Genomic DNA, 26654 nt, shown 5'->3' with positions numbered 1-26654 from the left:
TCTTTCCTGTGTGTCCGTGCTCAGTCCAGGCGCATCGGTATGCCCTGGGCGGCCATGAAGCGCTTGGCCTCCTGCACCGTGTGCTGGCCATAGTGGAAGATGCTGGCGGCCAGCACCGCGTCGGCGCGGCCCAGCTTGATGCCGTCGGCCAGGTCCTGCAGGCCGCCGACGCCGCCCGAGGCGATCACCGGAATGCCGACCGCGTCGGAGACGCCGCGCGTCAGGCCCAGGTCGAAGCCGATCTTGGTGCCGTCGCGGTCCATGCTGGTCAGCAGGATCTCGCCGGCGCCCAGCCGCTCCATCTTTTTCGCCCACTCGATGGCGTCGAGGCCGGTGGCCTTGCGGCCGCCGTGGGTGAACACCTGCCAGCGGCCCGGCGCGGTCTGCTTGGCGTCGATCGCCACCACGATGCACTGCGAGCCGTGCTTCTGCGAGGCGTCGAACACCAGTTGCGGGTTGCTCACCGCCGAGGAGTTCATGCTGACCTTGTCGGCGCCGGCGTTGAGCAGGCGGCGCACGTCCTCGACGGCGCGCACGCCGCCGCCCACCGTCAGCGGAATGAACACCTGCGAGGCGACCGCCTCGATGATGTGCAGGATCAGGTCGCGCTCGTCGCTGGTGGCGGTGATGTCGAGGAAGGTGATCTCGTCGGCGCCCTGCTCGTCGTAGCGGCGGGCGATCTCGACCGGGTCGCCGGCGTCGCGCAGTTCGGTGAAGTTGACGCCTTTGACGACGCGGCCGTTGGTCACGTCGAGGCAGGGGATGATTCGTTTTGCAAGCATGATGGTACCTGTCGGCCTGTGAAGCCTTGTGTTCGCCTTGATGGAGCGCGGCGGCGGCGGCGGATCGTGCTCGATCCGCGCGCCGGCCCGCGCCTGGGTGCTGCCGCTTGCGCCGGGGCCGCGTGCTACTCGGCGACTTCCTCGTCGAGGTCGCCGCTGAGCTCGTCGGCGCGCAGCTGGGCCGAGTTCAGGTCCAGCGTGCCCTCGTAGATCGAGCGGCCGCAGATGACGCCCTCGATGCCCTCGTCCTGCACCGCGCACAGCGCTTCGACGTCGGCCAGGTTGTGCAGGCCGCCGGAGGCGATGACGGGGATCTTGACGGCCTGGGCCAGCTTGACGGTGGCCTCGATGTTGACGCCGCCCATCATGCCGTCGCGCCCGATGTCGGTGTAGATGATAGCTTCGACGCCGTAGGCCTCGAACTTGCGCGCCAGGTCGATCACCTCGTGGCCGGACATCTTGCTCCAGCCATCGGTGGCGACCTTGCCGTCCTTGGCGTCCAGGCCGACGATGATGTGGCCGGGGAAGGCGCCGCAGGCGTCGTGCAGGAAGCCCGGCTCCTTGACGGCGGCCGTGCCGATGATGATGTAGGTGATGCCGGCGTCCAGATAGCGCTCGATGGTGTCGAGGTCGCGGATGCCGCCACCCAGTTGCACCGGAATCTCGTCGATGCCGTTCTCTTCGGCGAACTCACGCACCACCTTCAGGATCGCCTTGACGGCGGCCTCGTTCTTCGGCTTGCCGGCGAAGGCGCCGTTCAAGTCGACCAGATGCAGGCGGCGGGCGCCCTGCTTGAGCCAGTGCAGGGCCATGTCGGCCGGGTTGTCGGAGAAAACGGTGGCGAGTTCCATATCGCCCTGTTTGAGGCGAACGCAGTGACCGTCTTTGAGGTCGATGGCAGGAATGAGCAGCATGGTCGGTGTAATGGGTTAGAAGTTCAGGTTCGGGTTGGAATGCGGTTTAACGATGCGGCAGCGGCGGCAAAAAATCAAGGCTTCCAGTGGACGAAATTCTTGTACAGCTGGAGGCCGGCCTTGGCGCTCTTCTCCGGGTGGAACTGGGTGGCGAAGATGTTGTCGCGCGCCACGGCGCTGCAAAACGGCGCGCCGTAGACGGTTTGGCCGACCACGTGGGCGGCCTGCTCCGGTTGCACGTAGAAGCTGTGCACGAAGTAGAAATAGCTGTCGTCCGGGATATCCTGCCACATCGGATGAGACGCCGTTTGCTTGACTTGGTTCCAGCCCATCTGCGGCACCTTGAAGCGCGAGCCGTCCTCCTGCAACTGGCCGTCGAGCTGGAAGCGCACCACCTTGCCGGGCAGCAGGCCGAGGCCGGCGGCGTCGCCCTCCTCGCTGACGTCGAACAACATCTGCTCGCCGATGCACACGCCCATCAAGGGCTTGCTGGCGGCCGCCTTCAACAGCGCCTCCAGCACGCCCGATTCGCGCAGGCTGCGCATGCAGTCCGGCATGGCGCCCTGGCCGGGCAGCACGATACGGTCGGCCGCCTCGATGTCGGCCACCTCGCCGGAGATCAGCACGTCGGCCTCGGGCGCGACGGCGCGCAGGGCCTGCGCCACCGAGCGCAGATTGCCCATGCCATAGTCAACCACAACAATTTTATTCATTTTGCCATTCAAGCGAAAAGGTCGGCGCGGCGCCCGTGGGCCGCGCCGTGGAGATCACAGACTGCCCTTGGTGGACGGGATGGTGCCGGCGGCGCGCTCGTCGCGCTCGCTGGCCATGCGCAGCGCGCGGCCGAAGGCCTTGAACACCGTCTCGCACTGGTGGTGGGCGTTGGTGCCGCGCAAGTTGTCGATATGCAAGCTCACCAGCGCGTGGTTGACGAAGCCGCGGAAGAACTCCAGCGTCAGGTCGACGTCGAAGCCGCCGATCATCGCCCGGGTGAAGGGGATGTGGTATTCGATGCCGGGGCGGCCGGAGAAGTCGATCACCACGCGCGACAGCGCCTCGTCGAGCGGCACGTAGGCGTGGCCGTAGCGGCGGATGCCCTTCTTGTCGCCGATCGCCTGCGCCACCGCCATGCCCAGCGTGATGCCGACGTCCTCCACCGTGTGGTGGTTGTCGATGTGGGTGTCGCCGCTGGCCTCGATGTCGAGGTCGATCAAGCCGTGGCGGGCGATCTGGTCCAGCATGTGGTCGAGGAAGGGCACGCCGGTGTTGAGCTTTTGCTGGCCCGTGCCGTCGAGGTTGATCGCGACGCGGATTTGCGTCTCGTTGGTGTTGCGCGTGATTTCTGCGGTGCGGTTCATGAAAGGCTCTTGCGGTGGTCTTAGGCTGCCAGCGATGCCGTGATGGCAGCGAGGAATACGGAGTTCTCTTCGGGGGTGCTGACGGTGATGCGCAAACAATTGGCCAGCACACTGTGCATTTTACTCACATTTTTGATTAATACCTTGTCAGCGAGCAGTTTCACGTAGGCATCATCGGCGTCGGGCACACGAATCAAGAGAAAATTCGCCGCCGACGGAAACACCGTCACACCGGGCAGCGCGGCCAGTGCCTGCGCCAGTTCGCTGCGCGCGGCGCGCAGCGCGCGGGCCTGTTCGTTGAGCACATCGACGTGCTCGAGGGCGAATTCGGCGGCCGCCTGGGTCAGCACATTGATGTTGTAAGGAGGCCGCACTTTGTCGAATTGCGCCAACAATTGCGGCGCCGCCGACATGTAGCCGAGGCGGATGCCGGCCAGGCCGAGCTTGGACACGGTGCGCATCACCACCAGGTTGGGGAACTCCGGCAGGCGGCCCATGAAGCTTTGCTGGGCGAACGGCTCGTAGGCTTCGTCGACCACGGCGATGCCGGTCTCGCCCAAGGCCTCGATGATGGCGACGATGTCGGACTCGGCGAACAGGTTGCCGGTTGGATTGTTCGGGTAGGACAGGTAGACCAGCGCCGGCCGGTGCTCGGCGATGGCGGCCAGCATGGCCGGCAGGTCGAGCGACAGGTCGGCCTTCAGCGCCACGCCGACATAGTCCATGCCGGCGAACTGTGCCGAGCGCTGGTACATGACGAAGGACGGCGTCGGCGCCAGCACCACGGCGCGGCGGTCCTGGTGGGCGCAGGCCATGTCGAGGATGGAGATCAGCTCGTCGGAGCCGTTGCCGAGGATCACGTCGTAGCCGGCCGGCACGCCCAGTTGCTGGCAGACGCGCTGCTTCAAGCTGGCGTAGGAGGCCACCGGGTAGCGGTTCAGCGTGACGGCGGCGAGGCGCTGGCCCAGCTCCTGCAGCAGATGCTCGGGCAGGTGGTAAGGGTTCTCCATCGCATCCAGTTTGACAAAGCCACTCGCGTCGGCCACGTGGTAGCCGTTGATGGCGCGCACGTCGGAACGAATGGTGTTGCTGATGAGGCTGTCGAGGGATGACATCTTACTTATGCTCCTGGGTTGGGGAACTACACTACGCGATGGTTTCCGCCGGCTCCGCCTTGACGGCGCGCCGACTTCGTTTGGCCGGCGTATCGGCCGGTGGTTTGCTTGCTGCCTTGCTTGCTGCCTTGCTTGCGGTCTTGCTGGCTGCCTTGGCTGCCATGATCGGCGCGGCCTCGGCCGCGACCTTGGCCCGTGGCTTGGGCGCCGCCTTGGCGCTCGTCGCCGCGACCTTTGCGACGACTTTTTCGACAAGCTTCTTCGCGACGGCCTTCTTTGCGACGGCCTTCTTCATGGCCGGCTTGGCGGCGCGCTTGACGGCGGCACGCTTCTTGGCCGGCGCCGGCTCGGCCAGCGCCTCGGCGTCGGTGTCGGCCAGGCGGCTCTGGATGATCGCGCAGTATTCCGGGTTCAGCTCGAAGCCGACGAAATTGCGGCCACAGCGGCGCGCCGCGATGGCGGTGGTGCCGCTGCCCATGAACAGGTCGAGCACCACGCCGTCCGGCGGGCAGGAGGCCTTGAGCATGCGCTCGATGATCTCCAACGGTTTCTGGGTCGGATGGTCGGCCCGCTCGGGATGCTCGCGGTGCAGTCGCGACACGCTCCACAAATCCTTCGGGTTATAGCCCATCTCCAGCCATTTTGCGCCGATGAAGATCGAGCGCGAGCGGGCCTTCTTGGTCTCGGCGTCGTAGGGGATGCGCACGGCGTCGAGGTCGAAGTAGTAGTCCTTGCGGCCGACGAAGAAGCCGATGGTGTCGTGCACCGACGAGTAGCTGCGCACGCTGCCGCCCATCGACGGCACGCGGCGGTCCCAGATGATCTCGTTCATCATCGTCATGCGTTTTTTCAGCATGACGAAGATCTCCGGCGAAAAGCGCCAGGTGAGGAAGATGTACAGGCTGCCGTTGGGTTTCAGCTTGGGCAGCGCGGCCGCTATCCACTGCTCGGTCCAGCGCAGGTACTCCTCCACCGTCTGCTGGTCGGAGGCGTTGCCGTAGTCCTTGCCCAGGTTGTACGGCGGATCGGTCAAGATCAGATCGATGGAGCCGTCCGGGATGCGCGCCAGTCCGGCCAGCGCATCCTCGCAGAACACCTGGTTGAGCCAATCGCTCATGCGGCCGCGATCATGCGTTCGATTTCAGGCGCAGCTCGGCGCTGCGGGCGTGCGCCTGCAGGCCCTCGCCGTAGGCCAGCTCGGCCGCCACCTTGCCCAGCGTTTGCGCGCCGGCCTCGCTGACGAAAATCACCGACGAGCGCTTCTGGAAGTCGTACACGCCCAGCGGCGACGAGAAGCGCGCCGTGCGCGAGGTCGGCAGCACGTGGTTCGGGCCGCAGCAGTAGTCGCCCAGCGACTCCGACGAGAAGCGGCCGAGGAACATCGCGCCGGCGTGGCGGATCTGGTCGGCCCACTGCTGCGGGTTCTCGGCCGAGATCTCCAGGTGCTCGGCGGCGATGCTGTTGGCGATGGCGCAGGCCTCGGCCATGTCGCGCACCTTGACCAGCGCGCCGCGGTCGCTCAACGAGGTGCGGATGGTGTCCTGCCGTGGCATGGTCGGCAGCAGCTTGTTGATGCTGGCCTCGACGCGGGCGATGTAGTCGGCGTCCGGGCACAGCAGGATGGCCTGGGCCAGCTCGTCGTGCTCGGCCTGGGAGAACAGGTCCATCGCCACCCAGTCCGGGTCGGTGCTGCCGTCGCAGATGATCAAAATTTCCGACGGGCCGGCGATCATGTCGATGCCGACGATGCCGAACACGCGGCGCTTGGCCGCCGCCACGTAGGCGTTGCCGGGGCCGACGATCTTGTCGACCGGGGCGATGGTGGCCGTGCCGTGCGCCAGCGCGCCGACCGCCTGGGCGCCGCCGATGGTGATCACCCGCGTCACGCCGGCGATGGCGGCGGCGGCCAGCACCATCTGGTTCTTCACGCCGTCCGGCGTCGGCACCACCATGATGATCTCGGCCACGCCGGCCACCTTGGCCGGCACCGCGTTCATCAGCACCGAGGACGGATAGGCGGCCTTGCCGCCCGGGACGTAGATGCCGACCCGGTCGAGCGGCGTGATCTTCTGGCCCAGCACCGTGCCGTCGGCCTCGGTGTAGCTGAAGCCGCACAGCTCCTGCTTCTGCCGCTGGTGGAACAGGCGGATGCGTTCGGCCGCCGTCTGCAGCGCCAGGCGCTGCGCCTCGGGCAGGCCGGCCAGCGCCGCGTCCAGTTCGGCCTGGCCGATATCGAAGGCGGCCATGCTGGCGGCGCCGCCGTCGGGGATGCGGTCGAAGCGGTTGGTGTACTCCAGCACGGCGGCGTCGCCGCGCGCCTTGACGTCGGCCAGGATCGCCGCCACCGACCGTTCGATCGCCTCGTCGGTGCTCGCCTCGAACGCCAACAGGGCGCTCAGGGCTGTGTGGAATCCGGCTTGGCTTGAATCGAGCTTGGTGATCTGAATCGGCATGATGGGTTCTTCTGGCTGGGACGGTGGGCGGTGGCGGGTGAACTTATTTTTTCATCTTGGAGGCGCGTTCGAACGCCGCCAGGATCGGTTGCAGGCGCTCGCGCTTGAGCTTCAAGGCGGCCTGGTTGACGATCAGGCGCGAGGAGATCTGCATGATCTCCTCGACCTCGACCAGGTCGTTGGCGCGCAGCGTGTTGCCGGTGCTGACGACGTCGACGATGGCATCGGACAGGCCGACCAGCGGCGCCAGCTCCATCGAGCCGTACAGCTTGATCAGGTCGACGTGCACGCCCTTGGCGGCGAAGTGCTCGCGCGCCGTCTGGACGAACTTGGTGGCGACGCGCAGGCGCGCGCCCTGGCGCACGGCGGTGGCGTAGTCGAAGCCGTTCTTGACCGCCACCGACATGCGGCAGGCGGCGATGTTCAAGTCGATCGGCTGGTACAGGCCCTCGCCGCCGTGCTCGAGCAGCACGTCCTTGCCGGCCACGCCGAAGTCGGCGGCGCCGTGCTGCACATAGGTCGGCACGTCGGTGGCGCGGACGATGATGACGCGCACGTTGGGGTCGTTGGTGGCGAGGATCAGCTTGCGCGAGGTCTCCGGATTCTCGGTCACGGTGATGCCGGCCTCCTCCAACAGGGGCAGGGTGTCCTCGAAGATGCGGCCTTTCGACAGCGCCAGGATCAACTGCGACTGGTCGCGCGCCTGGCTGTTAAATACGCTCATGATGGATTCCGATGTGTCGTTGCGATGTGTCGATGTGTCGTGCTTGGCCCGCGCCTACTTGACGCGGACGATGTCGGCGCCAACCGCCGACAGCTTCACTTCCATGCGGTCGTAGCCGCGGTCGAGGTGGTAGATGCGGTCGACCAGGGTCTCGCCGCGCGCGGCCAGGGCGGCGATCACCAGCGAGGCCGAGGCGCGCAGGTCGGTGGCCATGACGGGCGCGCCGATCAGGTGGTCGACGCCGGTGATGAAGGCGGTGTTGCCGTCGGTCTCGATGGCGGCGCCCAGGCGGTTCATCTCCTGCACGTGCATGAAGCGGTTCTCGAAGATGGTCTCGGTGACGCGGCTCGGTCCTTCGGCGATGGTGTTGACGGCCATGAACTGGGCCTGCATATCGGTCGGGAAGCCGGGGTATTCGGTGGTGCGGAAGGTCACCGGCTTGGGCCGCTGGTCCATCTGCGCGCGGATCCAGTCCGGGCCGATGGTCATCTGCAGGCCGATTTCGCGCAGCTTGTCGAGGGCGGCGTCGAGGATGTCGGTGCGGGTGTTGCGCAGCGTGATGTCGCCGCCGGCCGCCGCCACGGCGCACAGGAAGGTGGCCGTCTCGATGCGGTCGGAGATGACGGCGTGCTTGGCGCCGTGCAGTTCGGCGACGCCCTGGATCACCAGGCGGTCGGTGCCGATGCCCTCGATCTTGGCGCCCATGGCCACCAGCAGGTGGGCCAGGTCGGTCACTTCCGGCTCGCGCGCGGCGTTCTCCAGGATGGTCTCGCCCTCGGCCAGGGTGGCCGCCATCAGCAGGTTCTCGGTGCCGGTGACGGTGATCATGTCGGTGACGATGCGGGTGCCCTTGAGCTTCTTGCACTTGGCGTAGATGTAGCCGCCCTCGATGGTGATCTCGGCGCCCAGCGCCTGCAGGCCCTTGATGTGCTGGTCGACCGGGCGCGAGCCGATGGCGCAGCCGCCCGGCAGCGACACCTTGGCCTCGCCGAAGCGGGCCAGCAGCGGACCCAATACCAGGATCGACGCGCGCATGGTCTTGACCAGCTCGTAGGGCGCCTCCAGCTTGTCGATCGCGTCGCCTTGCAGCGTGACGCACTCGTCGTCCTGCGCCACCTTCAAGCCGGTCTGGCCGAGCAGCTTGAGCATGGTGGCGACGTCGTGCAGGCGCGGCACGTTGCTCAGTTCCAGCTTGCCGGAGGTCAGCAGGCCGGCGCACAGGATGGGCAGGGCGGCGTTCTTGGCGCCGGAGATGGTGATGTCGCCGGCCAGGCGTTTGCCGCCTTGAATGAGGAGTTTGTCCATGCTGTGCTTATCCTTGGTATTCGTCAGGGGTCAGGGTTTTCATCGACAGCGCGTGGATCTCCTCGCGCATGCGGTCGCCCAGCGCGGCGTAGACCAGCTGGTGGCGCTGGATCAGGCGCTTGCCGACGAAGGCCGGCGAAACGATGACGGCCTGGAAGTGCTGGCCGTCGCCCTCGACTTCGAGGTGGCTGCAGTCGAGGCCGGCGGCGAGGTAGCTGTGGATCAGTTCTGGGGTGGTGGTCACGATTATTCCTTGGGGCGTAATGAGCAATCTGGGCTCAGGTATCAACGATATAGCGGTTTGGCGCGGCCGGCGCGGCCGCGCGGAGAATTTTTTCCTCGCTCAATGGCGCAGGCGGTAGCCGCTCCTGAGCAAACGGATCGCCAGCAGCGCCAGCACCACCAAAAAGCCGCCGACGATGGCCAGGCTGAGCAGCGGGTCGACGTCGGACTGGCCGAAGAAGCCGTGGCGGAAGCCGTCGATCATGTAGAAGAAGGGGTTCAGGTGCGACACCGCCAGCCAGAACGGCGGCAGCGAGTGGATCGAGTAGAACACGCCGGAGAGGAAGGTCAGCGGCATGATCAGGAAGTTCTGGAAGGCGGCCAGCTGGTCGAACTTTTCGGCCCAGATGCCGGCGATCAGGCCCATGGTGCCGAGGATGGCGGCGCCGAGCAGGGCGAAGACGAGGATCCACAGCGGCTCGGCGAAGCTCAGGTGGGCGAACCAGGCGGTGACCAGGAACACGCCGAGGCCGACCACCAGGCCGCGCACCATCGCCGCCAGCACGTAGGCGGAGAAGATCTCCCAGTGCGACAGCGGGGTCAGCAGCACGAACACCAGGTTGCCGGTGATCTTGGACTGGATCAGCGACGAGGAGGCGTTGGCGAAGGCGTTCTGCAGCACGCTCATCATCACCAGGCCGGGGATCAGGAAGGCGGTGTAGCTCACGTCGGCATACACCTGCACGCGGCCCTCGAGGACGTGGCCGAAGATCAGCAGGTAGAGCATGGCGGTGAGGATGGGCGCGGCGACGGTCTGGGTGGCGACCTTCCAGAAACGCAATGTTTCCTTGTAGACCAGCGTGCGGAATCCGGTGGAGATGAAGTTCATAGACTGCCCCCGTCCATGATCTGCAGGAAGATGTCCTCCAGATCGGCTTGTTGCAACTGCATCTCGTCGATCACCACGCCGGCCTGGCGCAGGCCGGCCAGGATGGTCTCGACCTCGGCGTAGTCGTTGATGCGCAGGCTGTACTTGTTCGGCTGGTCTGCCTCGGGCGGGTGGATCAGCAGCGGGCGCAGGGCCTCGGGCAGCGTGCCCTGTTGCATGTGCAGCACCAGCTGCGAGCCGGAGATGCGGCGGATCAGCGCGGCCATGGTGTCGAGCGCCACCACCTTGCCCGACTTGAGCATGGCGACGCGCTTGCACATCGCCTGCGCCTCTTCCAGGTAGTGGGTGGTCAGCACCACCGTGTGGCCCTCGCGGTTGAGCCGCGAGATGAACTTCCACAAGGTCTGGCGCAGCTCGACGTCGACGCCGGCGGTCGGCTCGTCGAGCACGATGACGGGCGGCTTGTGCACCAGCGCCTGGGCCACCAGCACGCGCCGCTTCATGCCGCCCGACAGCGCGCGCATGTTGGTGTCGGCCTTGTTGCTCAGGTCGAGGTTGTGCATCACCTCGTCGATCCAGGCGTCGTTGTTGGCCAGGCCGAAGTAGCCCGACTGCAGGCGCAGCGTCTCGCGCACCGTGAAGAAGGGGTCGAACACCAGTTCCTGCGGCACCACGCCGAGCATCTTGCGGGCGGCGCGGAAGTCGCCGGAGACGTCGTGGCCGTGGATGGTGACCTTGCCGGCGTCGGGCCGGATCAGGCCGGCGACGATGGAGATCAGGGTGGTCTTGCCGGCGCCGTTGGGGCCCAGCAGGCCGAAGAACTCGCCCTCCTCGATCGAGAGGGAGACGCCGCCCAGTGCCTGCAGCGACTTGTAGCGCTTTTCGACATTGCTGATTTGGATCGCTGTCATGCTTGGCTTATCGGTTGGTGCGGCGGCCTTGGACCGCCGCGAAACTGCTCAAAAGGCGGAGGATCGCGGGCGCCGCGGCACTGTTCGGCGGCGGCAACGTTCAATTATAGGGGAAATTTGCTGCGGCAGAGCCGGATGGGTCCGGCTTGCCGCCACGGTTGTAGCGGGGGAGAAACGATCAATGATGGTGGTGCGACTCGGCGGGCGCGTTGCCCAGGCCGAGTTTGGACGGCTCGGGCGCGCCGACGACGGGGGCGAACTCGGCGTGGGCCGGGTTGTCCGCCAGCGGCGCGCCCGGCTCGAGCTGCTCCGTGGTGGGGAACAGCAGCGAGCAGACGCCGTACAGCTTGGTCAGGCTCTGCAGCGCCGGCGGCAGGTGCTTGAGTTCGAGCTCGACGCCGGCGTCCTGCGCCGCCTTGCGCCAGGCCAGCATCACCGACACCGCCACCGAGTCGACCATCAGCACGTGGCGCAGGTCGAAGCTGGTCTGGCCGGCGCGGATGGCGGCCAGGCCGCGCTCCAGCGCGGCGGTGGCGTTGGCCACGGTCAGCGAGGAGAGCGATTGCAGGTTGTCGTTGGCGGCGATGATGGACATGGGCGGTGGCGGGCTGGAGAAGATGGGCGGGATTACTTGGCGGCGGCTTTGAGCGGCTTGTTGGCCAGCTTCTTGTTCTTCTCCGACAGCGCCTTGATCAGGCCGTCGATGCCGCCCTTGCCGATTTCGGAGGCGAAGGTGCCCTTGTAGGTCTCGACCAGCCAGGCGCCGAGCACGTTGATGTCATAGATCTTCCAGCCGTTGGCCGGCGACTTGGCGACGCGGTAGTTCAGCAGGATCGGTTCGCCACGGGCGACGTTGACCTGCGAGCGCACCTCGACCTCGGTGTCGGTCGGATCGGCGCGCAGCGGCTTGAACTCCAGCGTTTCGTTCTTGATCTGCGACAGCGCGCCCGAGTAGGTGAAGATCAGCAGGGTGCGGAACTCGGTCGACAGCTGTTGCTTCTGTTCCGGCGTGGCGTCGCGCCAGAAGCGGCCCGAGGCCAGCGCGGTCATGCGCTGGAAGTCGACGTAGGGCAAAATTTTGCTCTCGACCAGCTCCATCACGCGCTTCTGGTCGCCGGCCTGGATCGCCTTGTCGGCCTTGGCCGTCTCGATCACGTCCTGGCTGATGCGTTTGACCAGGGCGTCGGGCGCCTCGTTGGCCGGGGTCGGCGCGGCGCCGGCGTGGCTGGCACCGAAGGCCAGGGCCACGGTTGCCATTGCGATAAGTTTTTTAATCAAAGTCATGGTGGTTCTACCTATGTTGGTTCAGTTCGGATCACAGGCTGGCGTTGGTCGCAGCCGGGGGTTCCGAGTTTAACTCTTTTGGTGCCGTCGCGGATGACACGGGCGCCGAAGTTTCCATGCCGTCCGGCGCGGCGTCGAGTTCGGCCTGCTTGGGCTGGCGCTTGCGCGGGTTGCTCTCGCCGTCGAAGATCTTGCTCTCGCGGCGCTGCAGGAAGCCGTCGCGGATGAATTCGTAGCGGTCCAGCGCGGCGTCTTCCAGCAGGGTGGAGGCGTCGAGCAGGTTGGAACGCTGGTCGACCACGCGGGTGGCGGTGCCGATGTTGCGGATGTACAGGGGTTCCTTGTAGCGCCAGACGTCGCCGCTGATGTCGAGCGGCAGGGCGGAGGTGTCGCGCACCGTGGACGGGCCCAGCAGCGGCAGCATCAGGTAGGGGCCGGACGGCACGCCCCAGCGGCCCAGGGTCTGGCCGAAGTCCTCGTTGTGCTTCTGCAGGCCGGCCTCGGAGGCGATGTCGAGCAGGCCGAGCAGGCCGAAGGTCGAGTTCAAGGTGACGCGGGTGACGTCGGACATGCCGGCCTCGCCCTTGCCCTGCAGCAGGTTGTTGACGGCGCTCCAGACATCCGACAGGTTGCCGAAGAAGTTGTTGACGCCGGTTTGCACAAAGGTCGGCAGCACCGCCTTGTAGGCGGTGGCGGCCGGTTTGAGGGCGACCTGGTCGACCGTGTCGTTGAACTGGAACATGGCGCGGTTGAAGCCCTCGTAGGGGTCGCGCGGGTTGGGGCCGGCGCAGGCGCTCAGCAGCACGGCGACGCCGGCGGCCATGGCGGCGCGGCGCAGGAAGGGCACATACTTGGAGTAATTTTTCATTTGCTATCCTTGCCTTCAGCAGCCTTGCTGTAGATGAACTGGTTGATCAAGTCTTCCAGCACGGTGGCCGACTGGGTGCGGGCGATCTTGTCGCCCTCGGCCAGATTGTTGGTGTCGCCGCCGGCCTCGAGGCCGACGTATTGCTCGCCGAGCAGGCCGGCGGTGAGGATCTTGGCGGAGGTGTCCTTGGGGAAATTGTATCCCTCTTGCAGATTCAAGGTGACCAGGGCCTGGTAGTGCTTGTCGTCGAACTCGATCTTGCCGACCCGGCCCACCACCACGCCCGAGCCCTTGACCGGGGCGCGCGGACGCAGGCCGCCGATATTGTCGAACTTGGCGGTGACGCTGTAGGTCTTGGCGAAGGACATCGAGCTCATATTGCCGGCCTTCAAGGCCAGGAACATCAGCGCGGCGACACCCAAGACCACGAACAAACCGACCCAGACATCCAAAGATTTACGTTGCATAGTACATATCCTAGTTTATTTTCTCTTGCCGCGGCACACGTCGCGTTGTGCGGTGTGGACCAAATAGATTCTTTTCAGACTTATTTGCCGAACATCAAGGCTGTCAACATGAAGTCCAGCCACCAGATCATCAGCGAGGAGATCACCACCGTGCGGGTGGTGGCGCGGGCCACGTCCTCCGGTGTCGGCTGCGACTCGTAGCCCTGGTAGAGGGCGATGAAGGTGATGGCGATGCCGAACACCACGCTCTTGATGAAGCCGTTGAAGATGTCGTCCCACAGGTCGACGCCGCCCTGCATCTGCGACCAGAAGGTGCCGTCGTCGACGCCGATCAGTTGCACGCCGACCAGGTAGCCGCCGAACACGCCGACCGCGCTGAACACCGAGGCCAGCACCGGCACGGCGATCACGCCGGCCCAGAAGCGCGGCGCCAGCACGCGCTGGATCGGGTTGACGGCCATCATTTCCATCGCCGACAGCTGCTCGCCCGACTTCATCAGGCCGATTTCGGCGGTCAGCGAGGTGCCGGCGCGGCCGGCGAACAGCAGCGCGGTGATGACCGGCCCCAGTTCGCGCGTCAGGCCGAGGGCCACCAGTTGGCCGAGCGCCTGCTCGGAGCCGTATTTGGCCAGCGTGTAGTAGCCCTGCAGGCCGAGCACCATGCCGACGAACAGGCCGGACAGGCCGATGATCAGCAGCGAATAGTTGCCGATGAAGTGGAGCTGTTCGACGATCAGGCGCGGCCGCTTGAGCAGGCCGGGCGAGACGCCGAGCAGGGTGAAGAAGGAACGGGTGCCGTAGCCGATGCTCTCGACGTAGTCGCGCACGGTGGCGCCCAGGCGGGCCAGGAAGGATTCGATCATGCGTGCGCCTCCAGGCCCAGGTCGTCGGCCAGCGACTTGCCGGGATAGTGGAAGGGCACGGGGCCGTCGGCCTCGGCGTGGACGAACTGTTTGACGTAGGGGTCGGTCGAGACCCACATCTCGGCCGGCGTGCCGTGCGCGACGATCTTGCCCTGCGACAGGAAATACACGTGGTCGGCGATGGCGAAGCACTCCTTGACGTCGTGCGAGACCAGGATGGTGGTCGAGCCGAGCGCGGTGTTGAGGTTGCGGATCAGGTTGGCGGTGACGCCCATCGAGATCGGGTCGAGGCCGGCGAAGGGCTCGTCGTACATGATCAGCTCGGGGTCGAGGGCGATCGAGCGGGCCAGCGCGACGCGGCGCGCCATGCCGCCGGAGATCTCGGCCGGCTTCAGCTTGGCGGCGTTGCGCAGGCCGACGGCGTGCAATTTCATCAACACCAGGTTGCGGATCAGCTCTTCCGGCAGGTCGGTGTGCTCGCGCAGCGGGAAGGCGACGTTCTCGAACACGGTCAGGTCGGTAAACAGGGCGCCGTGCTGGAACAGCATGCCCATTTTGCGGCGCAACAGATACAGTGCGTCGGTGCCGAGCTTGTGGACCACCTGGCCGTGCACCTTGACCTGGCCTTTTTTCGGCCGCAGCTGGCCGCCGATCAGGCGCAGCACCGTGGTCTTGCCGCTGCCGGAACCGCCCATGACGGCGACGACCTTGCCGCGCGGGAAGTCCATCTGGAGGCCCGTCAGAATGGGGCGCTTGCCATAGGAGAAGTGCAAATCACGGATTTCGACAAGATTGGGCACGAACGAACTCATTTTTTTGAATGCCGTATTGTAGTGCAGAAAAGCAAATCTCTGCTGGCGCCCCCGCTTTCGGGGGAGGGAAGTGAGGGATTTTACAACACTAATGAACCAAAAGTCAGCAATTTACATATGATAAATAATGTAATTTGCTGCAACGCAGCATACCACGTCCGCCGGCGAAAAAAAACCGGCAGCCGGCGGGTGCTAGACCCCTCGGCTGCCGGTTGGGAAAAGTTGCGGTCGGCGAACTAGCGCGGCAGCTCGGACGAGCCCATCAGGAACTCGTCGACGGCGCGGGCGCACTGGCGACCCTCGCGGATGGCCCACACCACCAGCGACTGGCCACGGCGCATGTCGCCGGCGGCGAACACCTTGGCCGCCGAGGTCTGGTAGCAACCCGCGCCGTCGGTCGTCGCCTTGGCGTTGCCGCGCGCATCCTTGTCGACACCGAAGGCGTCCAGCACCTGTTGCACCGGCGAAACGAAGCCCATGGCCAGCAGCACCAGGTCGGCCTTCATCTCGAATTCCGAGTTCGGCATCTCGCTCATCTTGCCGTCCTTCCATTCGACGCGGCAGGCGATCAGCTTCTCGACCTTGCCGTTCTTGCCTTCCAGGCGCTTGGTGGCGACCGCCCAGTCGCGCTCGCAGCCTTCCTCGTGCGAGGAGGAGGTGCGCAGCTTGGTCGGCCAGTAGGGCCAGACCAGCGGCTTGTTTTCCTGTTCCGGCGGCATCGGCATCAGTTCGAACTGGGTCACCGAGGCGGCGCCGTGGCGGTTCGAGGTGCCGACGCAGTCGGAGCCGGTGTCGCCGCCGCCGATGACGACGACGTGCTTGCCGGTCGCCTTCAGTTGGTCCTTGACCTTGTCGCCGGCGTTGACCTTGTTCTGCAGCGGCAGGAAGTCCATGGCGAAGTGCACGCCCTTGAGGTCGCGGCCGGGCACCGGCAGGTCGCGCGGCTGCTCGGCGCCGCCGGCGATGATGACGGCGTCGAACTCCTTCTCCAGGTCCTCGGGGAAGATGGTTTCCTTGGCCCAGTTGTTGACGGTGGCGGGGAAGTCCTTGCCGACCAGCACGCTGGTGCGGAACACCACGCCCTCGGCCTCCATCTGCTTGACGCGGCGGTCGATGTGCGACTTCTCCATCTTGAAGTCGGGGATGCCGTAGCGCAACAGGCCGCCGACCCGGTCGCTCTTCTCGAACACGGTGACGGCATGGCCGACGCGCGCCAGCTGCTGGGCGGCGGCCAGGCCGGCCGGGCCGGAACCGACCACGGCGACTTTTTTACCGCTCAGCTTGGCGGCCGGCTGCGGCACCACCCAGCCGTGCGCCCAGCCCTCGTCGATGATCTTGTGCTCGATCGACTTGATGCCGACCGGGTCGTTGTTGATGCCCAGGGTGCAGGCCGACTCGCAGGGCGCCGGGCAGATGCGGCCGGTGAACTCGGGGAAGTTGTTGGTCGAGTGCAAGGTCTCGAGCGCCTCGCGGTAGTTGCCGCGATATACCAGGTCGTTCCAGTCGGGGATGATGTTGTTGACCGGGCAGCCGGTGTTGCAGAAGGGGATGCCGCAGTCCATGCAGCGCGCGCCCTGCACCTTGGCCTGCTCGTTGGTCAAGGTGATGACGAACTCTGAATAGTTCTTGAGCCGCGCGGCGGCCGGCAGATAGGCCTCTTCCTGGCGCTTGAATTCCATGAAACCGGTGATTTTACCCACGATTAATCCTCTGTATATGTTCTGCGGGGACGGGCCGCCGGCCCGTCCGCTATCTGCTTATGTTCTGCGGGAACGGGCCGCCGGCCCGTCCACCATCTGCTTATGTTCTGCGGGGACGGGCCGCCGGCCCGTCCGCTGTCTTGTCCGCTGCCTGATTAGGCGGCGATCGGCTGCACCACGGCGGCCTCGTTGGCCAGGTCCTCGGCCATTTCGGCCAGCGCGCGCTTGTACTCGCTCGGGAAGACCTTGACGAACTTGCTGCGGCCCTCGGCCCAGTTGTCGAGCAGGAAGCGGGCGCGGGTGCTGCCGGTGTGCTTGAAGTGGCGCTCGATCAGGCGCTTGAGGATCACCTCGTCCGCCTCCGGCTCGCCGTCGCGGTGCTGGCTGTGCCAAGTGGCGCGGTCGACGTGCTGCTCGGCCGCCGTCAGCACGCTCTCCAGGCTGACCATCGCGGTGTTGCAGCGCAGGGCGAAGTCGGCGTCCGGATCGTAGACATAGGCGATGCCGCCCGACATGCCGGCGGCGAAGTTGCGGCCGGTGGCGCCCAGTACGACGACGGTGCCGCCGGTCATGTATTCGCAGCCGTGGTCGCCCACGCCCTCGACCACGGTGGTGGCGCCGGAGTTGCGCACGGCGAAGCGTTCGCCCGCCACGCCGTTGAAGAAGGCCTCGCCGGCGATGGCGCCGTACAGCACGGTGTTGCCGACGATAATGTTGTCCACCGCCCAGCCGCGGAACTCGGTGTTCGGCCGCACGATGATGCGGCCGCCCGACAGGCCCTTGCCGACGTAGTCGTTGCCCTCGCCGACCAGGTCGAGCGTGATGCCGTGCGCCAGGAAGGCGGCGGCGGACTGGCCGGCCGTGCCCTGCAGCTGGATGTGGATGGTGTCGTCGGGCAGGCCGGCGTGGCCATAGCGCTGCGCCACCTCACCGGACAGCATGGTGCCGACGGTGCGGTTGACGTTGCGCACCGGCGAGATGAAGGAGACCCGCTCGCCCTTCTCCAGCGCCGCCTTGGCCTGGGCGATCAGCTTGTGGTCGAGGGCCTTCTCCAGACAGTGGTCCTGGAACTCGCTGTGGTAGATGGTCTGGCCGTTCTGCACTTCCGGCTGGTGGAAGATGGCGGAGAAGTCCAGGCCACGGGCCTTCCAGTGCTCGACCGCCTTCGACTTGTCGAGCAGGTCGACCCGGCCGATCAGCTCGTCATACGTGCGGATGCCCAGTTGCGCCATCAGCTGGCGGGCCTCTTCGGCGACGAAGAAGAAGTAGTTGACGACGTATTCCGGCTTGCCGGAGAACTTGGCGCGCAGCACCGGGTCCTGGGTGGCGACGCCGACCGGGCAGGTGTTCAAGTGGCATTTGCGCATCATGATGCAACCCTCGACCACCAGCGGCGCGGTGGCGAAGCCGATCTCGTCGGCGCCCAGCATGGCGGCGATGACGACGTCGCGGCCGGTGCGCATCTGGCCGTCGGCCTGGACGCGGATGCGGCTGCGCAGACCGTTCAGCACCAGCGTCTGCTGGGTCTCGGCCAGGCCCAGCTCCCACGGCGTGCCGGCGTGCTTGACCGAGGACAACGGCGAGGCGCCGGTGCCGCCGTCGTGGCCGGCGACGACGACGTGGTCGGCCTTGGCCTTGGTGACGCCGGCGGCGACGGTGCCGATGCCCACTTCCGACACCAGCTTGACCGAGATCGAGGCGCGCGGGTTGGCGTTCTTCAGATCGTGGATCAGCTGGGCCAGATCTTCGATGGAATAGATATCATGGTGCGGCGGCGGCGAGATCAGGCCGACACCCGGCACCGAGAAGCGCAAGGTGGCGATGTATTCGGACACCTTGTGGCCCGGCAGCTGGCCGCCCTCTCCCGGCTTGGCGCCCTGCGCCATCTTGATCTGGATCTGGTCGGCCGAGTTCAGGTAGGCGGCGGTGACGCCGAAACGGCCCGAGGCCACCTGCTTGATGCGCGAGCGCAGCGAGTCGCCGGCCTGCAGCGGGATGTCGACGACGATCTGCTCCTTGCCGACGATGGAGGCCATGGTCTCGCCCTGCTTGATCTTGATGCCCTTCAACTCCATGGTGTAGCGGGCCGGGTCTTCGCCGCCCTCGCCGGTGTTGGACTTGCCGCCGATGCGGTTCATCGCCACCGCCAGCGTGGCGTGCGCCTCGGTGCTGATCGAGCCGAGCGACATGGCGCCGGTGGCGAAGCGCTTGACGATCTCCTTGGCCGATTCGACCTCGTCGAGCGGGATCGCCTTGGTCGGGTCGAGCTTGAACTCGAACAGGCCGCGCAGGGTCAGGTGGCGACGGCTCTGGTCGTTGATCAGCTGGGCGTACTCCTTGTAGCTGGAGAAGTTGTTGCTGCGGGTCGAGTGTTGCAGCTTGGCGATGGCGTCCGGCGTCCACAGGTGGTCCTCGCCGCGCACGCGGAAGGCGTATTCGCCGCCGGCGTCGAGGTTGTTGGCCAGCAGGGGATCGTCGCCGAAGGCCAGGTGGTGCAGGCGCAGCGCCTCCTCGGCCACCTCGAACACGCCGATGCCCTCGACGTTCGAGGCGGTGCCCTTGAAGTACTTGTCGACCAGCGACTTGTTCAAACCGATGGCCTCGAAGATCTGTGCGCCGCAGTAGGACATATAGGTCGAAATGCCCATCTTCGACATGACCTTCATCAGGCCCTTGCCGACCGCCTTGGTGTAGTTGTAGATCGCCGTCTCGCCGGACAGCTCGCCGGGCAGGCCGGCGGCCAGTTCGATCAGGGTTTCCATCGCCAGGTAGGGATGGACCGCCTCGGCGCCGTAGCCGGCCAGCAGGGCGAAGTGGTGGGTCTCGCGGGCCGAGCCGGTCTCGACGACCAGGCCGGTCGAGGCGCGCAGGCCCTTGCTGACCAGATGCTGGTGGATGGTCGAGGTGGCCAGCAGCGCCGGAATGGCGACGCGGTCGCTGCAGATCGAGCGGTCCGAGACGATCAGGATGTTGTGGCCGGACTTGACGGCGTCGACCGCCTCGGCGCACAGCGAGGCCAGGCAGGCCTCCACGCCTTCCTTGCCCCAGGCGATCGGATAACAGATGTTCAGCTCATACGACTTGAACTTGCCGCCGGTATGCAGGCTGATGCCGCGCAGGCGGGCCATGTCGTCGAAGCCGAGGATCGGCTGGGAAACCTCCAAACGCATCGGCGGATTGACGTTGTTGGTGTCGAGCAGGTTGGGCTTCGGTCCGATGAAGGACACCAGCGACATCACCATCGCCTCGCGGATCGGGTCGATCGGCGGGTTGGTCACTTGCGCAAACAATTGTTTGAAGTAATTGTACAAAGGTTTGAGCTTGTTCGACATCACGGCCAGCGGCGAGTCGTTGCCCATCGAGCCGGTGGCTTCCTCGCCGGCGACGGCCATCGGCGCCATCAGGAACTTCAGGTCTTCCTGGGTGTAGCCGAAGGCTTGCTGGCGGTCCAGCACGGAGGCAACGGCCTTCTCGCCCGGCGCGGTGGTGTACTTGACGCGGTTGTGCGCCAGCTGGCTTTCGCTCAGCTTGATCTCGTTCAGCTTGATGCGCACGGCGTTGATCCAAGCCTTGTAGGGCTTGGCGTTGGCGTAGGTGTCCTTGAGCTCTTTATCGTCGATGATGCGGCCCGCTTCCAGGTCGATCAGGAACATCTTGCCCGGCTGCAAACGCCATTTCTGGATGATCTTCGATTCCGGGATCGGCAGCACGCCCGATTCCGAGGCCATCACCACCAGGTCGTCGTCGGTGACGATGTAGCGGGCCGGACGCAGGCCGTTGCGGTCCAGCGTGCCGCCGATGTAGCGGCCGTCGGTGAAGGCCATGGCGGCCGGGCCGTCCCACGGTTCCATCATGGCGGCGTGATATTCGTAGAAGGCGCGGCGATTGTCGTCCATCGTGCCGTGATTTTCCCAGGCTTCCGGGATCATCATCATCATCGCCTGGGCGATCGGGTAGCCGGCCATCAACAGCAGTTCGAGGGCGTTGTCGAAGCAGGCGGTGTCCGACTGGCCTTCGTAGATCAACGGGAACAGCTTCTGCAGGTCCTCGCCCAGCACGGCCGACTTCATCACGCCTTCACGGGCGCGCATCCAGTTGAAGTTGCCCTTGACGGTGTTGATCTCGCCGTTGTGGGCGATCAGGCGGTAGGGGTGGGCCAGCGGCCATTCCGGGAAGGTGTTGGTGGAGAAGCGTTGGTGCACCAGCGCCAGCGCCGAGATGCAACGGGCGTCCTGCAGGTCTTTATAGTAGACGCCGACCTGGTCGGCCAGCAGCAGGCCCTTGTAAACAATGGTGCGCGCCGACATCGACGGCACGAAGAATTCCTTACCATGCAGCAGTTTGAGCGCCTGGATGGCGTGGCCCGACGATTTGCGGATCACATACAGTTTGCGCTCGAGCGCGTCGGTGACCATGATGTCCGGGCCGCGACCGATGAAGATCTGCCGGATCACCGGCTCTTTGGCGCGCACGGTGGGCGACATCGGCATGTCGCAGTCGACCGGCACGTTGCGCCAGCCCAGCACGACCTGGCCTTCGATGCGCACGGCGCGCTCGATTTCCTGTTCGCAGGCGATGCGCGAAGCGTTTTCCTTCGGCAGGAAGACCATGCCCACGCCGTACTCGCCCGGTGGCGGCAGCTCGACGCCCTGTTTGGCCATCTCGTCGCGGTAGTACTGGTCGGGAATCTGGATCAGGATGCCGGCACCGTCGCCCATCAGCGCGTCCGCGCCAACGGCACCCCGGTGGTCGAGGTTCTTCAGGATCAGCAGACCCTGCTCGACGATGGAATGGCTCTTGTTGCCCTTGATGTGGGCGACGAAACCGACGCCACAGGCGTCATGTTCATTGGACGGATCGTACAGACCTTGGGCTTTCATGGGCATTCTCCACTGCATATTGGAATATCGAAAGCCTAGAGTAGTGCAATGCAGCAGAAAGTTCAACAATAACAATTAGGGTCGGAGTCGAATTAATTTTTCACGAGTCGCTGGAAAAATTTAATAGGGACATAGTGGTAGGAATTTCAAAAAAACCGTGGCGCCTGGCGGCTGGCCACGGTTTTTGGCGGATTGTTTAGTCGCTTGGCGCGGCGCGCCGCCCTATTCCTGCGGCGCCGCCTGCTTGAAAGGCCGGCCCCGCTTGGCCGGCAGCACCTGGCGTTTGACGCGCAGTTGCAACTCGGTCTTGAACTTCTCCGAGCCCAGCGGCCAGCCCTTCAGCACGGCCTTGCCGATCTCCTCCACCTCGGCCGCCGTCAGCGGGTACTCGGTCAGGGCCAGATAGGCCGCCTCGCGCTGGAACGGCGTGTTGCCCAAGGCCCAGTAGTTGGCGTGGTCGGTGATCAGGCCGTCGACGCGGATGCCGGCGTGGTGCTGGTAGCTGGACCAGGGATACTCGGCCGCGCTGGCCACCAGGCCGGCGCGCACCGGGTTGAACTCGATGAAGCGGGCGCAGGGCATGAAGTACTGCTCGGCGTCGATCAGCGAGGTCTTGTAGCGGCCATGCCACAGCGTGCCGCTGCGGCCGTATTTTTGGTTGAAGTAGGGCACGTAGTAGCGGCCTATCCACTGCATCATCTGGCCCAGGCCGTCCTCGTCGGACGGCGTGACCAGCAAATGCAGGTGGTCGGGCATCAGCACATAGGCGTGCAGCGCCACCTTGTAGGTCTTGGCGGCGCTGCGCAGCCAGCCGAGGAAGGCTTGATAATCCTCGGCGTCGTGGAAAATCACCTGGTCGTTGTTGCCACGCTGGATGACGTGGTGCGGCTGGGACGGAACAATCAAGCGGGGAAGACGGGCCATGGGAACGCGGGGAGTGGAGTGAATACTGCGATTCTACCGCGCCGGCACTACTCTGTCCCCGATTAATTCGAGTCCGGAAAAAAATCCTTCGACTCTGTCCCTAATTGGTCTCCCGGCTACTTTCCACCGAAACGTCATCTGCATGGTGGCATTGACAAGAAACCGCTAAAGCTCGATCTTTCTTATGCTGATTGCGGTAGTTTATCTGCGCAGCTAAACTATGAAGAATAGCTAAAGTAACTAAATTTTGTATTATTTATCCGGGAAAAGAATCCATGTCTATCCGTGATGAAAATTTAGTCAAATCGCTTTCCGGCGCACTTGAACGCGCCGGCATCGCCACCGAGGAGCCGGTGTTCGAAGTGTCGCACTGCGGCGGACGGCTGGATTGTCTGATGCATGTTTCCTCGCCCTCTGGCCACCGACGCCTGGCCATCGAGTTGTTGCGCCAAGCCTATCCGAGAGATGTTCGCGATGCTGCGTGGCAACTTGAGAACTTTCACAAGGACAATAGCAAAGCCCGGGACATCATCCTGATGGTGGCGGCGGAGCACCTCAGCAACGGTGCGAAGGCTGACTTGCGGCGTCACGGACTAGCCTATTTTGAAGCCAACGGCACATTCTATTTGAGGCATGAGGAATGGCTCATCGATATCGAGCGGCCGTCCAAGCCGACGCTACGTCGCGGCATCGTGCCGTTGTTTACCGGTGCAAGGGAACAGGTGATTTTCGCTTTGCTCTATGCCCACAACAGCTTCCAAAGCGGGCTGGCACTCGCTGAATTGTCAAAGACCTCGACCTACACAGTGTCCACAGTGCTCGCCGAGCTGGAGCGACGGGAATGGATTGCAAGCGAGGGCAGCGGACGAACGCTGCGGCGCAAAGTGTCGCACCCCGCCGAGTTACTCGACGCTTGGGTGGACGCTTGGCGCGAGCAAAAAGCGCCGAAAACGAAGTGGTACTTCTACTTATCCGACGCCAACGACCTGATCGGCCAGCTCGCGGATAAGTTACGCGCTGCGGGGACGAACGGCGCGATCTTTACCGGATCGGCTGCCGCCAATTTGGTGGTGCCGCATCTGACCCGTACGGATACTGTCGATCTCATCGTTCCACCTGGCGAGGCACACCGTTACGCCGCCTCACTCGGCTTGAAGTCCGCCGAGAAGGGTGCAAATGTTACCTTGATAGAGCGGACCGGCGCCAGCACCTTATTCACGAATGAGCATGGGTTGACCGGATCGCGGTGCGCCAATCCGTTTATCCTGTATCTTGATTTACTCGATGGCAAAGGCAGGAACAAAGAACTCGCGGCACAACTTCGACAGTATCAACTGAATATGTAATATGGCCACTGTAGCCAAACCAAAAACAGCCGATGGCTACAATACCGCGCAAACGGATGCGTGTGAACGAGTATTGGTGACCCTGCTCAACGCCCTTGGAACGCTGAAGGACTCGGTCCGTCTTGTGGGTGGCCTGGTGCCGCGCTATCTCACGCCAGAGTCTCCGCCGGACGTGCCGGCTCATGCCGGGACGACCGATGTCGATATCGTTTTCAACCTGAAAGTTATCGCCGAGGGCGAGGGCTACGCCTCGCTGGCCGATCAGCTAAAAGCCCGTGGCTTCGTACGCCATCAGAGACCAGGTACACAATCCCCGAGCGGCTGGCAATGGGAATGCAAGGCCGCCGAACATATCACCGTCGTGGTGGATTTCCTGCACAACGCGGTGGACGAGTCGCAGGAGGGGAAACCCGTTTCGATCGAGGATGAGAAGGTTTCGGCGCTGGGCATCCGGCACGCCAACGTGGTGCACGAATGGTATCGGGAAAAAAAGGTCACGGCCAAACTACTCGGCGGCAGCGGTATCTCGACCGAGGTGATTCGCCACGCGGACGCAACGGCCTTCATTGTACTTAAAGCGATTTCGTTCGACCAGCGAGGGGAAAACAAGGATGCCGGCGACCTTGTCCATGTATTGAGGTATGCCGGCAAGCCCGCGCAAATCGTCGACGAGGTCGTCGCACGCTACCGGACCGGGAAGCACACTGACGCGATTTTGGATGCCCTTGACCGGCTTGAGAGTCGTTTTTGTGACGGCGACGGTGTGGAAGGCTATGAGCGCAATGGATCAGTCGCGGCAGCTCAGTTCCTGCTTGGATTGGCCCCCGACGATGAAGACCATCGTGTCCGTGAACAGCGCGACGTCGCGGGTCTGGTGACTGAGATCGTCACCGGCATTCGCGCGCGTATCGAGGCTGAAGCCAAAGCCGACTGAGCGGTTTCCCCGGCGACGTAGAGCCGGCCAGATGAATATGGACGATGCGCCATCCATCTGTAGCAATTGATTGGCAAGCTGGTGGCAGCACAGACCCTCGCGCCCAAGCGGAGAATCCGCGCTGTTCCATTTTAGCCAGCGTCAAAACTCCTCCCACTCCGGCGCCTTGGCGGCGGCGCTTCTGGCCGTTTGGCTGACCGCCAAGGCCTTGCCGGCCGGCTTGCGCGCCGCTTGCGGGCGCGCCACGGCCAGCCGCACAGGCGGCGCGGCGAGGGCCGGCGCGCTCGGCCGCGTCGTCCGGTTGCCGCTCAGCTGGAACACGCTGACCACCTCGGCCAGCGCGAAGCTCTGCTCCTGCAGCTGGGCGGCGGCGGCCGCCGCCTCCTCGACCAGGGCGGCGTTCTGCTGGGTCACCTGGTCCATCTGGGCGATGGCCTGGTTGATCTGCTCGATGCCGACGGTCTGCTCGGTGCTGGCGGTGGTGATGTCGCCGATGATGTCGGTCACGTGGCGCACGTGGACGACGATCTCCTTCATCGTCGTGCCGGCCTGCTCGACCAGGCGGGCGCCCAGCTCGACCTTGTCGACCGAGTCGCCGATCAGGGTCTTGATCTCCTTGGCGGCGGCGGCACTGCGCTGGGCCAGGTTGCGCACCTCGCTGGCGACCACGGCGAAGCCCCGGCCCTGCTCGCCGGCGCGGGCCGCCTCGACGGCGGCGTTCAAGGCCAGGATATTCGTCTGGAAGGCAATGCCGTCGATGACGGTGATGATGTCGACGATCTTGTGCGCCGACTCGTTGATCATGCCCATCGTGTCGACCACCTGGTTGACCACGGCGCCGCCCTTGAGCGCCACCTCGGAGGCGGTCAGCGCCAGCGTGTGGGCCTGGCGCGAGTTGTCGCCGTTCTGTTTGACGGTGGCGGTCAGCTGCTCCATCGACGAGGCGGTCTGCTGCAGCGAGCTGGCCTGCTGCTCGGTGCGCGAGGACAGGTCGAGGTTGCCGCTGGCGATCTGGCTGGAGGCGGTGGCGATGGTGTCGGTGCCGCCACGCACCTGGCCGACGATGCTGACCAGGCTGGCGTTCATCTCCTTCAAGGCTTGCAGCAGCATGCCGGCCTCGTCGCGGCTGCGCACGTCGATGTTGCTACTGAGGTCGCCGGCGGCGACGGTCTGGGCGATCTTCACCGCCTTGTGCAGCGGCGCGGTGATCGAGTGGGTGATGACGTAGGCGAACCAGGAGCCGAGCAGCAGGGCGCCGCCGGCCAGCGCCAGCAGGAAGGTCTGGCCCTGGTGGTATTGCTCCTGCACCTGTGCGGCCAGGGCGCGGCCGACGCCGGCCTCGTACTGGCCGATCTTTTCGACGTTGGCCAGATAGGCGATGAACTGCGGTTCGAGCTTGTCGTCGACCAGCTTGCGCGTGCCGTCGATGTCGCCGCCCTTCTTCAGCTTGAACACCTGGTCGCGCGTGGCGGCGTATTGCTTGCGCACGGCGGACACGGCCTCCAGCAGGGTCTTCTCCTGCTCGCTGACCAGCATCGGTTCGAGCTGCTTCTGGATCTCGTTGACGCGGGCGCGGGTGGCGGCCGCCTTGTCGCTCTCGGCCTTCGATTCGGCCTGCTCGGCGTTCTTGGCGTAGGCGATCACGCGCACGCCGCTGACGCTGATGAGGTTGTGCCATTCGGCGGTCAGGCGCTCCTTCAGCATGGCGCTGCCGACCATCTCCTCGCTCAGTTGGCCGACCGCCTGCAGGCGCCAGATGCCGGCCGCCGCCATCGCCACCATCAGCAACATGACCAGGCCGAAACCGCCACCCAAACGCATACCGATCTTCAAATCTGCAAATTTCATACGAGCTCTCCCTGAGACTGACGAGCGCCGCGATGTCAAATGTAGACACTTAATT

The 26654-nt window shown here is 65.0% G+C and carries 23 protein-coding genes and 1 pseudogene; 2 read left to right on the top strand and 22 right to left on the bottom strand.

Annotated features, from left to right (window positions below):
- Positions 1 to 20: 20 nt before the first annotated feature.
- From hisF to BM252_RS19115, 21 genes and pseudogenes are all read right to left on the bottom strand, one after another.
- A complete protein-coding gene (gene hisF, locus BM252_RS19215) occupies positions 21 to 782 on the bottom strand; it encodes an imidazole glycerol phosphate synthase subunit HisF (RefSeq protein ID WP_093389287.1) in 762 nt (253 codons plus the stop codon).
- A gap of 125 nt (positions 783 to 907) precedes the next feature.
- Positions 908 to 1696: a 1-(5-phosphoribosyl)-5-[(5-phosphoribosylamino)methylideneamino]imidazole-4-carboxamide isomerase gene (hisA, locus tag BM252_RS19210; protein ID WP_093389286.1), complete on the bottom strand. Its 789-nt coding sequence runs from the start codon at positions 1694 to 1696 to the stop codon at positions 908 to 910.
- Positions 1697 to 1770: 74 nt separating this feature from the next.
- Positions 1771 to 2409, bottom strand: coding sequence for an imidazole glycerol phosphate synthase subunit HisH (gene hisH, locus BM252_RS19205; RefSeq protein WP_093389285.1), 639 nt, complete (start codon positions 2407 to 2409; stop codon positions 1771 to 1773).
- A gap of 54 nt (positions 2410 to 2463) precedes the next feature.
- A complete protein-coding gene (gene hisB, locus BM252_RS19200; protein ID WP_093389284.1) occupies positions 2464 to 3054 on the bottom strand; it encodes an imidazoleglycerol-phosphate dehydratase HisB in 591 nt (196 codons plus the stop codon).
- 20 nt (positions 3055 to 3074) lie between these two features.
- Complete coding sequence (gene hisC, locus BM252_RS19195; protein ID WP_093389283.1) at positions 3075 to 4169, bottom strand: histidinol-phosphate transaminase; 1095 nt, start codon at positions 4167 to 4169, stop codon at positions 3075 to 3077.
- A 307-nt stretch (positions 4170 to 4476) separates the two neighbouring features.
- Positions 4477 to 5286 (bottom strand): annotated as a pseudogene (locus BM252_RS19190) (DNA-methyltransferase); the annotation flags it as partial.
- Between the two features lie 10 nt (positions 5287 to 5296).
- Positions 5297 to 6622, bottom strand: a complete 1326-nt coding sequence (gene hisD / locus BM252_RS19185; RefSeq protein WP_093389282.1) for a histidinol dehydrogenase — start codon at positions 6620 to 6622, stop codon at positions 5297 to 5299.
- A 43-nt stretch (positions 6623 to 6665) separates the two neighbouring features.
- Complete coding sequence (gene hisG, locus BM252_RS19180) at positions 6666 to 7346, bottom strand: ATP phosphoribosyltransferase (RefSeq protein WP_093389281.1); 681 nt, start codon at positions 7344 to 7346, stop codon at positions 6666 to 6668.
- A 54-nt stretch (positions 7347 to 7400) separates the two neighbouring features.
- On the bottom strand, positions 7401 to 8651 hold the full coding sequence (gene murA / locus BM252_RS19175; RefSeq protein ID WP_093389280.1) for a UDP-N-acetylglucosamine 1-carboxyvinyltransferase: 1251 nt from the start codon (positions 8649 to 8651) through the stop codon (positions 7401 to 7403).
- Between the two features lie 7 nt (positions 8652 to 8658).
- Complete coding sequence (locus BM252_RS19170; protein WP_093389279.1) at positions 8659 to 8895, bottom strand: BolA family protein; 237 nt, start codon at positions 8893 to 8895, stop codon at positions 8659 to 8661.
- A 99-nt stretch (positions 8896 to 8994) separates the two neighbouring features.
- Positions 8995 to 9762, bottom strand: coding sequence for an ABC transporter permease (locus BM252_RS19165; protein ID WP_093389278.1), 768 nt, complete (start codon positions 9760 to 9762; stop codon positions 8995 to 8997).
- Positions 9759 to 10673: an ABC transporter ATP-binding protein gene (locus BM252_RS19160; RefSeq protein WP_093389277.1), complete on the bottom strand. Its 915-nt coding sequence runs from the start codon at positions 10671 to 10673 to the stop codon at positions 9759 to 9761. The genes BM252_RS19165 and BM252_RS19160 overlap by 4 nt, the downstream gene beginning before the upstream one ends.
- Before the next feature lie 178 nt (positions 10674 to 10851).
- Positions 10852 to 11268 (bottom strand): STAS domain-containing protein, encoded by a 417-nt coding sequence (locus BM252_RS19155; RefSeq protein ID WP_093389276.1) that lies wholly within the window; start codon positions 11266 to 11268, stop codon positions 10852 to 10854.
- Positions 11269 to 11300: 32 nt separating this feature from the next.
- Positions 11301 to 11957 carry an MlaC/ttg2D family ABC transporter substrate-binding protein gene (locus BM252_RS19150; protein ID WP_093389275.1) on the bottom strand — a complete coding sequence of 219 codons (657 nt, stop codon included), beginning with the start codon at positions 11955 to 11957 and terminating at the stop codon, positions 11301 to 11303.
- A gap of 31 nt (positions 11958 to 11988) precedes the next feature.
- The gene (locus BM252_RS19145; protein WP_093389274.1) at positions 11989 to 12825 is read right to left on the bottom strand and encodes an MlaA family lipoprotein; all 837 of its coding nucleotides are present in this window, start codon (positions 12823 to 12825) and stop codon (positions 11989 to 11991) included.
- Entirely contained in the window at positions 12822 to 13292 is a 471-nt protein-coding gene (mlaD, locus tag BM252_RS19140) for an outer membrane lipid asymmetry maintenance protein MlaD (RefSeq protein ID WP_093389273.1), read from the bottom strand. Before mlaD ends, BM252_RS19145 begins: the two co-directional genes overlap by 4 nt.
- An 80-nt stretch (positions 13293 to 13372) precedes the next feature.
- Positions 13373 to 14155: a lipid asymmetry maintenance ABC transporter permease subunit MlaE gene (gene mlaE, locus BM252_RS19135; protein ID WP_093389272.1), complete on the bottom strand. Its 783-nt coding sequence runs from the start codon at positions 14153 to 14155 to the stop codon at positions 13373 to 13375.
- A complete protein-coding gene (locus BM252_RS19130; RefSeq protein ID WP_093389322.1) occupies positions 14152 to 14955 on the bottom strand; it encodes an ABC transporter ATP-binding protein in 804 nt (267 codons plus the stop codon). Before BM252_RS19130 ends, mlaE begins: the two co-directional genes overlap by 4 nt.
- Positions 14956 to 15203: 248 nt before the next feature.
- Complete coding sequence (locus tag BM252_RS19125) at positions 15204 to 16667, bottom strand: glutamate synthase subunit beta (protein WP_093389271.1); 1464 nt, start codon at positions 16665 to 16667, stop codon at positions 15204 to 15206.
- 155 nt (positions 16668 to 16822) lie between these two features.
- The gene (locus BM252_RS19120; protein WP_093389270.1) at positions 16823 to 21547 is read right to left on the bottom strand and encodes a glutamate synthase-related protein; all 4725 of its coding nucleotides are present in this window, start codon (positions 21545 to 21547) and stop codon (positions 16823 to 16825) included.
- Between the two features lie 222 nt (positions 21548 to 21769).
- Positions 21770 to 22471 (bottom strand): REP-associated tyrosine transposase, encoded by a 702-nt coding sequence (locus tag BM252_RS19115; RefSeq protein ID WP_093389269.1) that lies wholly within the window; start codon positions 22469 to 22471, stop codon positions 21770 to 21772.
- A 275-nt stretch (positions 22472 to 22746) separates the two neighbouring features.
- Here BM252_RS19115 and BM252_RS19110 point away from each other — a divergent pair, with 275 nt between their 5' ends.
- Together BM252_RS19110 and BM252_RS19105 are read left to right on the top strand one after the other, a co-directional pair.
- Positions 22747 to 23817, top strand: coding sequence for a type IV toxin-antitoxin system AbiEi family antitoxin (locus BM252_RS19110; protein ID WP_093389268.1), 1071 nt, complete (start codon positions 22747 to 22749; stop codon positions 23815 to 23817).
- Position 23818: 1 nt separating this feature from the next.
- The gene (locus BM252_RS19105) at positions 23819 to 24751 is read left to right on the top strand and encodes a hypothetical protein (protein ID WP_093389267.1); all 933 of its coding nucleotides are present in this window, start codon (positions 23819 to 23821) and stop codon (positions 24749 to 24751) included.
- Between the two features lie 141 nt (positions 24752 to 24892).
- Here BM252_RS19105 and BM252_RS19100 read toward each other — a convergent pair whose 3' ends face one another.
- Positions 24893 to 26599: a methyl-accepting chemotaxis protein gene (locus BM252_RS19100; protein WP_093389266.1), complete on the bottom strand. Its 1707-nt coding sequence runs from the start codon at positions 26597 to 26599 to the stop codon at positions 24893 to 24895.
- Positions 26600 to 26654 lie beyond the last annotated feature (55 nt).

This window comes from Rugamonas rubra (genome assembly GCF_900114705.1).
GTDB lineage: Bacteria > Pseudomonadota > Gammaproteobacteria > Burkholderiales > Burkholderiaceae_D > Rugamonas > Rugamonas rubra.
This window is presented reverse-complemented; position numbering and strand designations above follow the sequence as displayed.

Excerpts from the sequence above, each read along its gene's own strand:
- hisC (WP_093389283.1), bottom strand. The coding sequence starts at position 4,169 with ATGTCATCCCTCGACAGCCTCATCAGCAACACCATTCGTTCCGACGTG.
- hisF (WP_093389287.1), bottom strand. The coding sequence starts at position 782 with ATGCTTGCAAAACGAATCATCCCCTGCCTCGACGTGACCAACGGCCGC.
- BM252_RS19110 (WP_093389268.1), top strand. The coding sequence starts at position 22,747 with ATGTCTATCCGTGATGAAAATTTAGTCAAATCGCTTTCCGGCGCACTT.
- hisD (WP_093389282.1), bottom strand. The coding sequence starts at position 6,622 with ATGCCGATTCAGATCACCAAGCTCGATTCAAGCCAAGCCGGATTCCAC.
- BM252_RS19100 (WP_093389266.1), bottom strand. The coding sequence starts at position 26,599 with ATGAAATTTGCAGATTTGAAGATCGGTATGCGTTTGGGTGGCGGTTTC.
- BM252_RS19120 (WP_093389270.1), bottom strand. The coding sequence starts at position 21,547 with ATGAAAGCCCAAGGTCTGTACGATCCGTCCAATGAACATGACGCCTGT.
- murA (WP_093389280.1), bottom strand. The coding sequence starts at position 8,651 with ATGGACAAACTCCTCATTCAAGGCGGCAAACGCCTGGCCGGCGACATC.
- hisH (WP_093389285.1), bottom strand. The coding sequence starts at position 2,409 with ATGAATAAAATTGTTGTGGTTGACTATGGCATGGGCAATCTGCGCTCG.
- hisA (WP_093389286.1), bottom strand. The coding sequence starts at position 1,696 with ATGCTGCTCATTCCTGCCATCGACCTCAAAGACGGTCACTGCGTTCGC.
- BM252_RS19160 (WP_093389277.1), bottom strand. The coding sequence starts at position 10,673 with ATGACAGCGATCCAAATCAGCAATGTCGAAAAGCGCTACAAGTCGCTG.
- BM252_RS19115 (WP_093389269.1), bottom strand. The coding sequence starts at position 22,471 with ATGGCCCGTCTTCCCCGCTTGATTGTTCCGTCCCAGCCGCACCACGTC.
- hisG (WP_093389281.1), bottom strand. The coding sequence starts at position 7,346 with ATGAGCGTATTTAACAGCCAGGCGCGCGACCAGTCGCAGTTGATCCTG.
- BM252_RS19155 (WP_093389276.1), bottom strand. The coding sequence starts at position 11,268 with ATGTCCATCATCGCCGCCAACGACAACCTGCAATCGCTCTCCTCGCTG.
- BM252_RS19105 (WP_093389267.1), top strand. The coding sequence starts at position 23,819 with ATGGCCACTGTAGCCAAACCAAAAACAGCCGATGGCTACAATACCGCG.
- BM252_RS19165 (WP_093389278.1), bottom strand. The coding sequence starts at position 9,762 with ATGAACTTCATCTCCACCGGATTCCGCACGCTGGTCTACAAGGAAACA.
- mlaD (WP_093389273.1), bottom strand. The coding sequence starts at position 13,292 with ATGCAACGTAAATCTTTGGATGTCTGGGTCGGTTTGTTCGTGGTCTTG.
- hisB (WP_093389284.1), bottom strand. The coding sequence starts at position 3,054 with ATGAACCGCACCGCAGAAATCACGCGCAACACCAACGAGACGCAAATC.
- BM252_RS19150 (WP_093389275.1), bottom strand. The coding sequence starts at position 11,957 with ATGACTTTGATTAAAAAACTTATCGCAATGGCAACCGTGGCCCTGGCC.
- BM252_RS19145 (WP_093389274.1), bottom strand. The coding sequence starts at position 12,825 with ATGAAAAATTACTCCAAGTATGTGCCCTTCCTGCGCCGCGCCGCCATG.
- mlaE (WP_093389272.1), bottom strand. The coding sequence starts at position 14,155 with ATGATCGAATCCTTCCTGGCCCGCCTGGGCGCCACCGTGCGCGACTAC.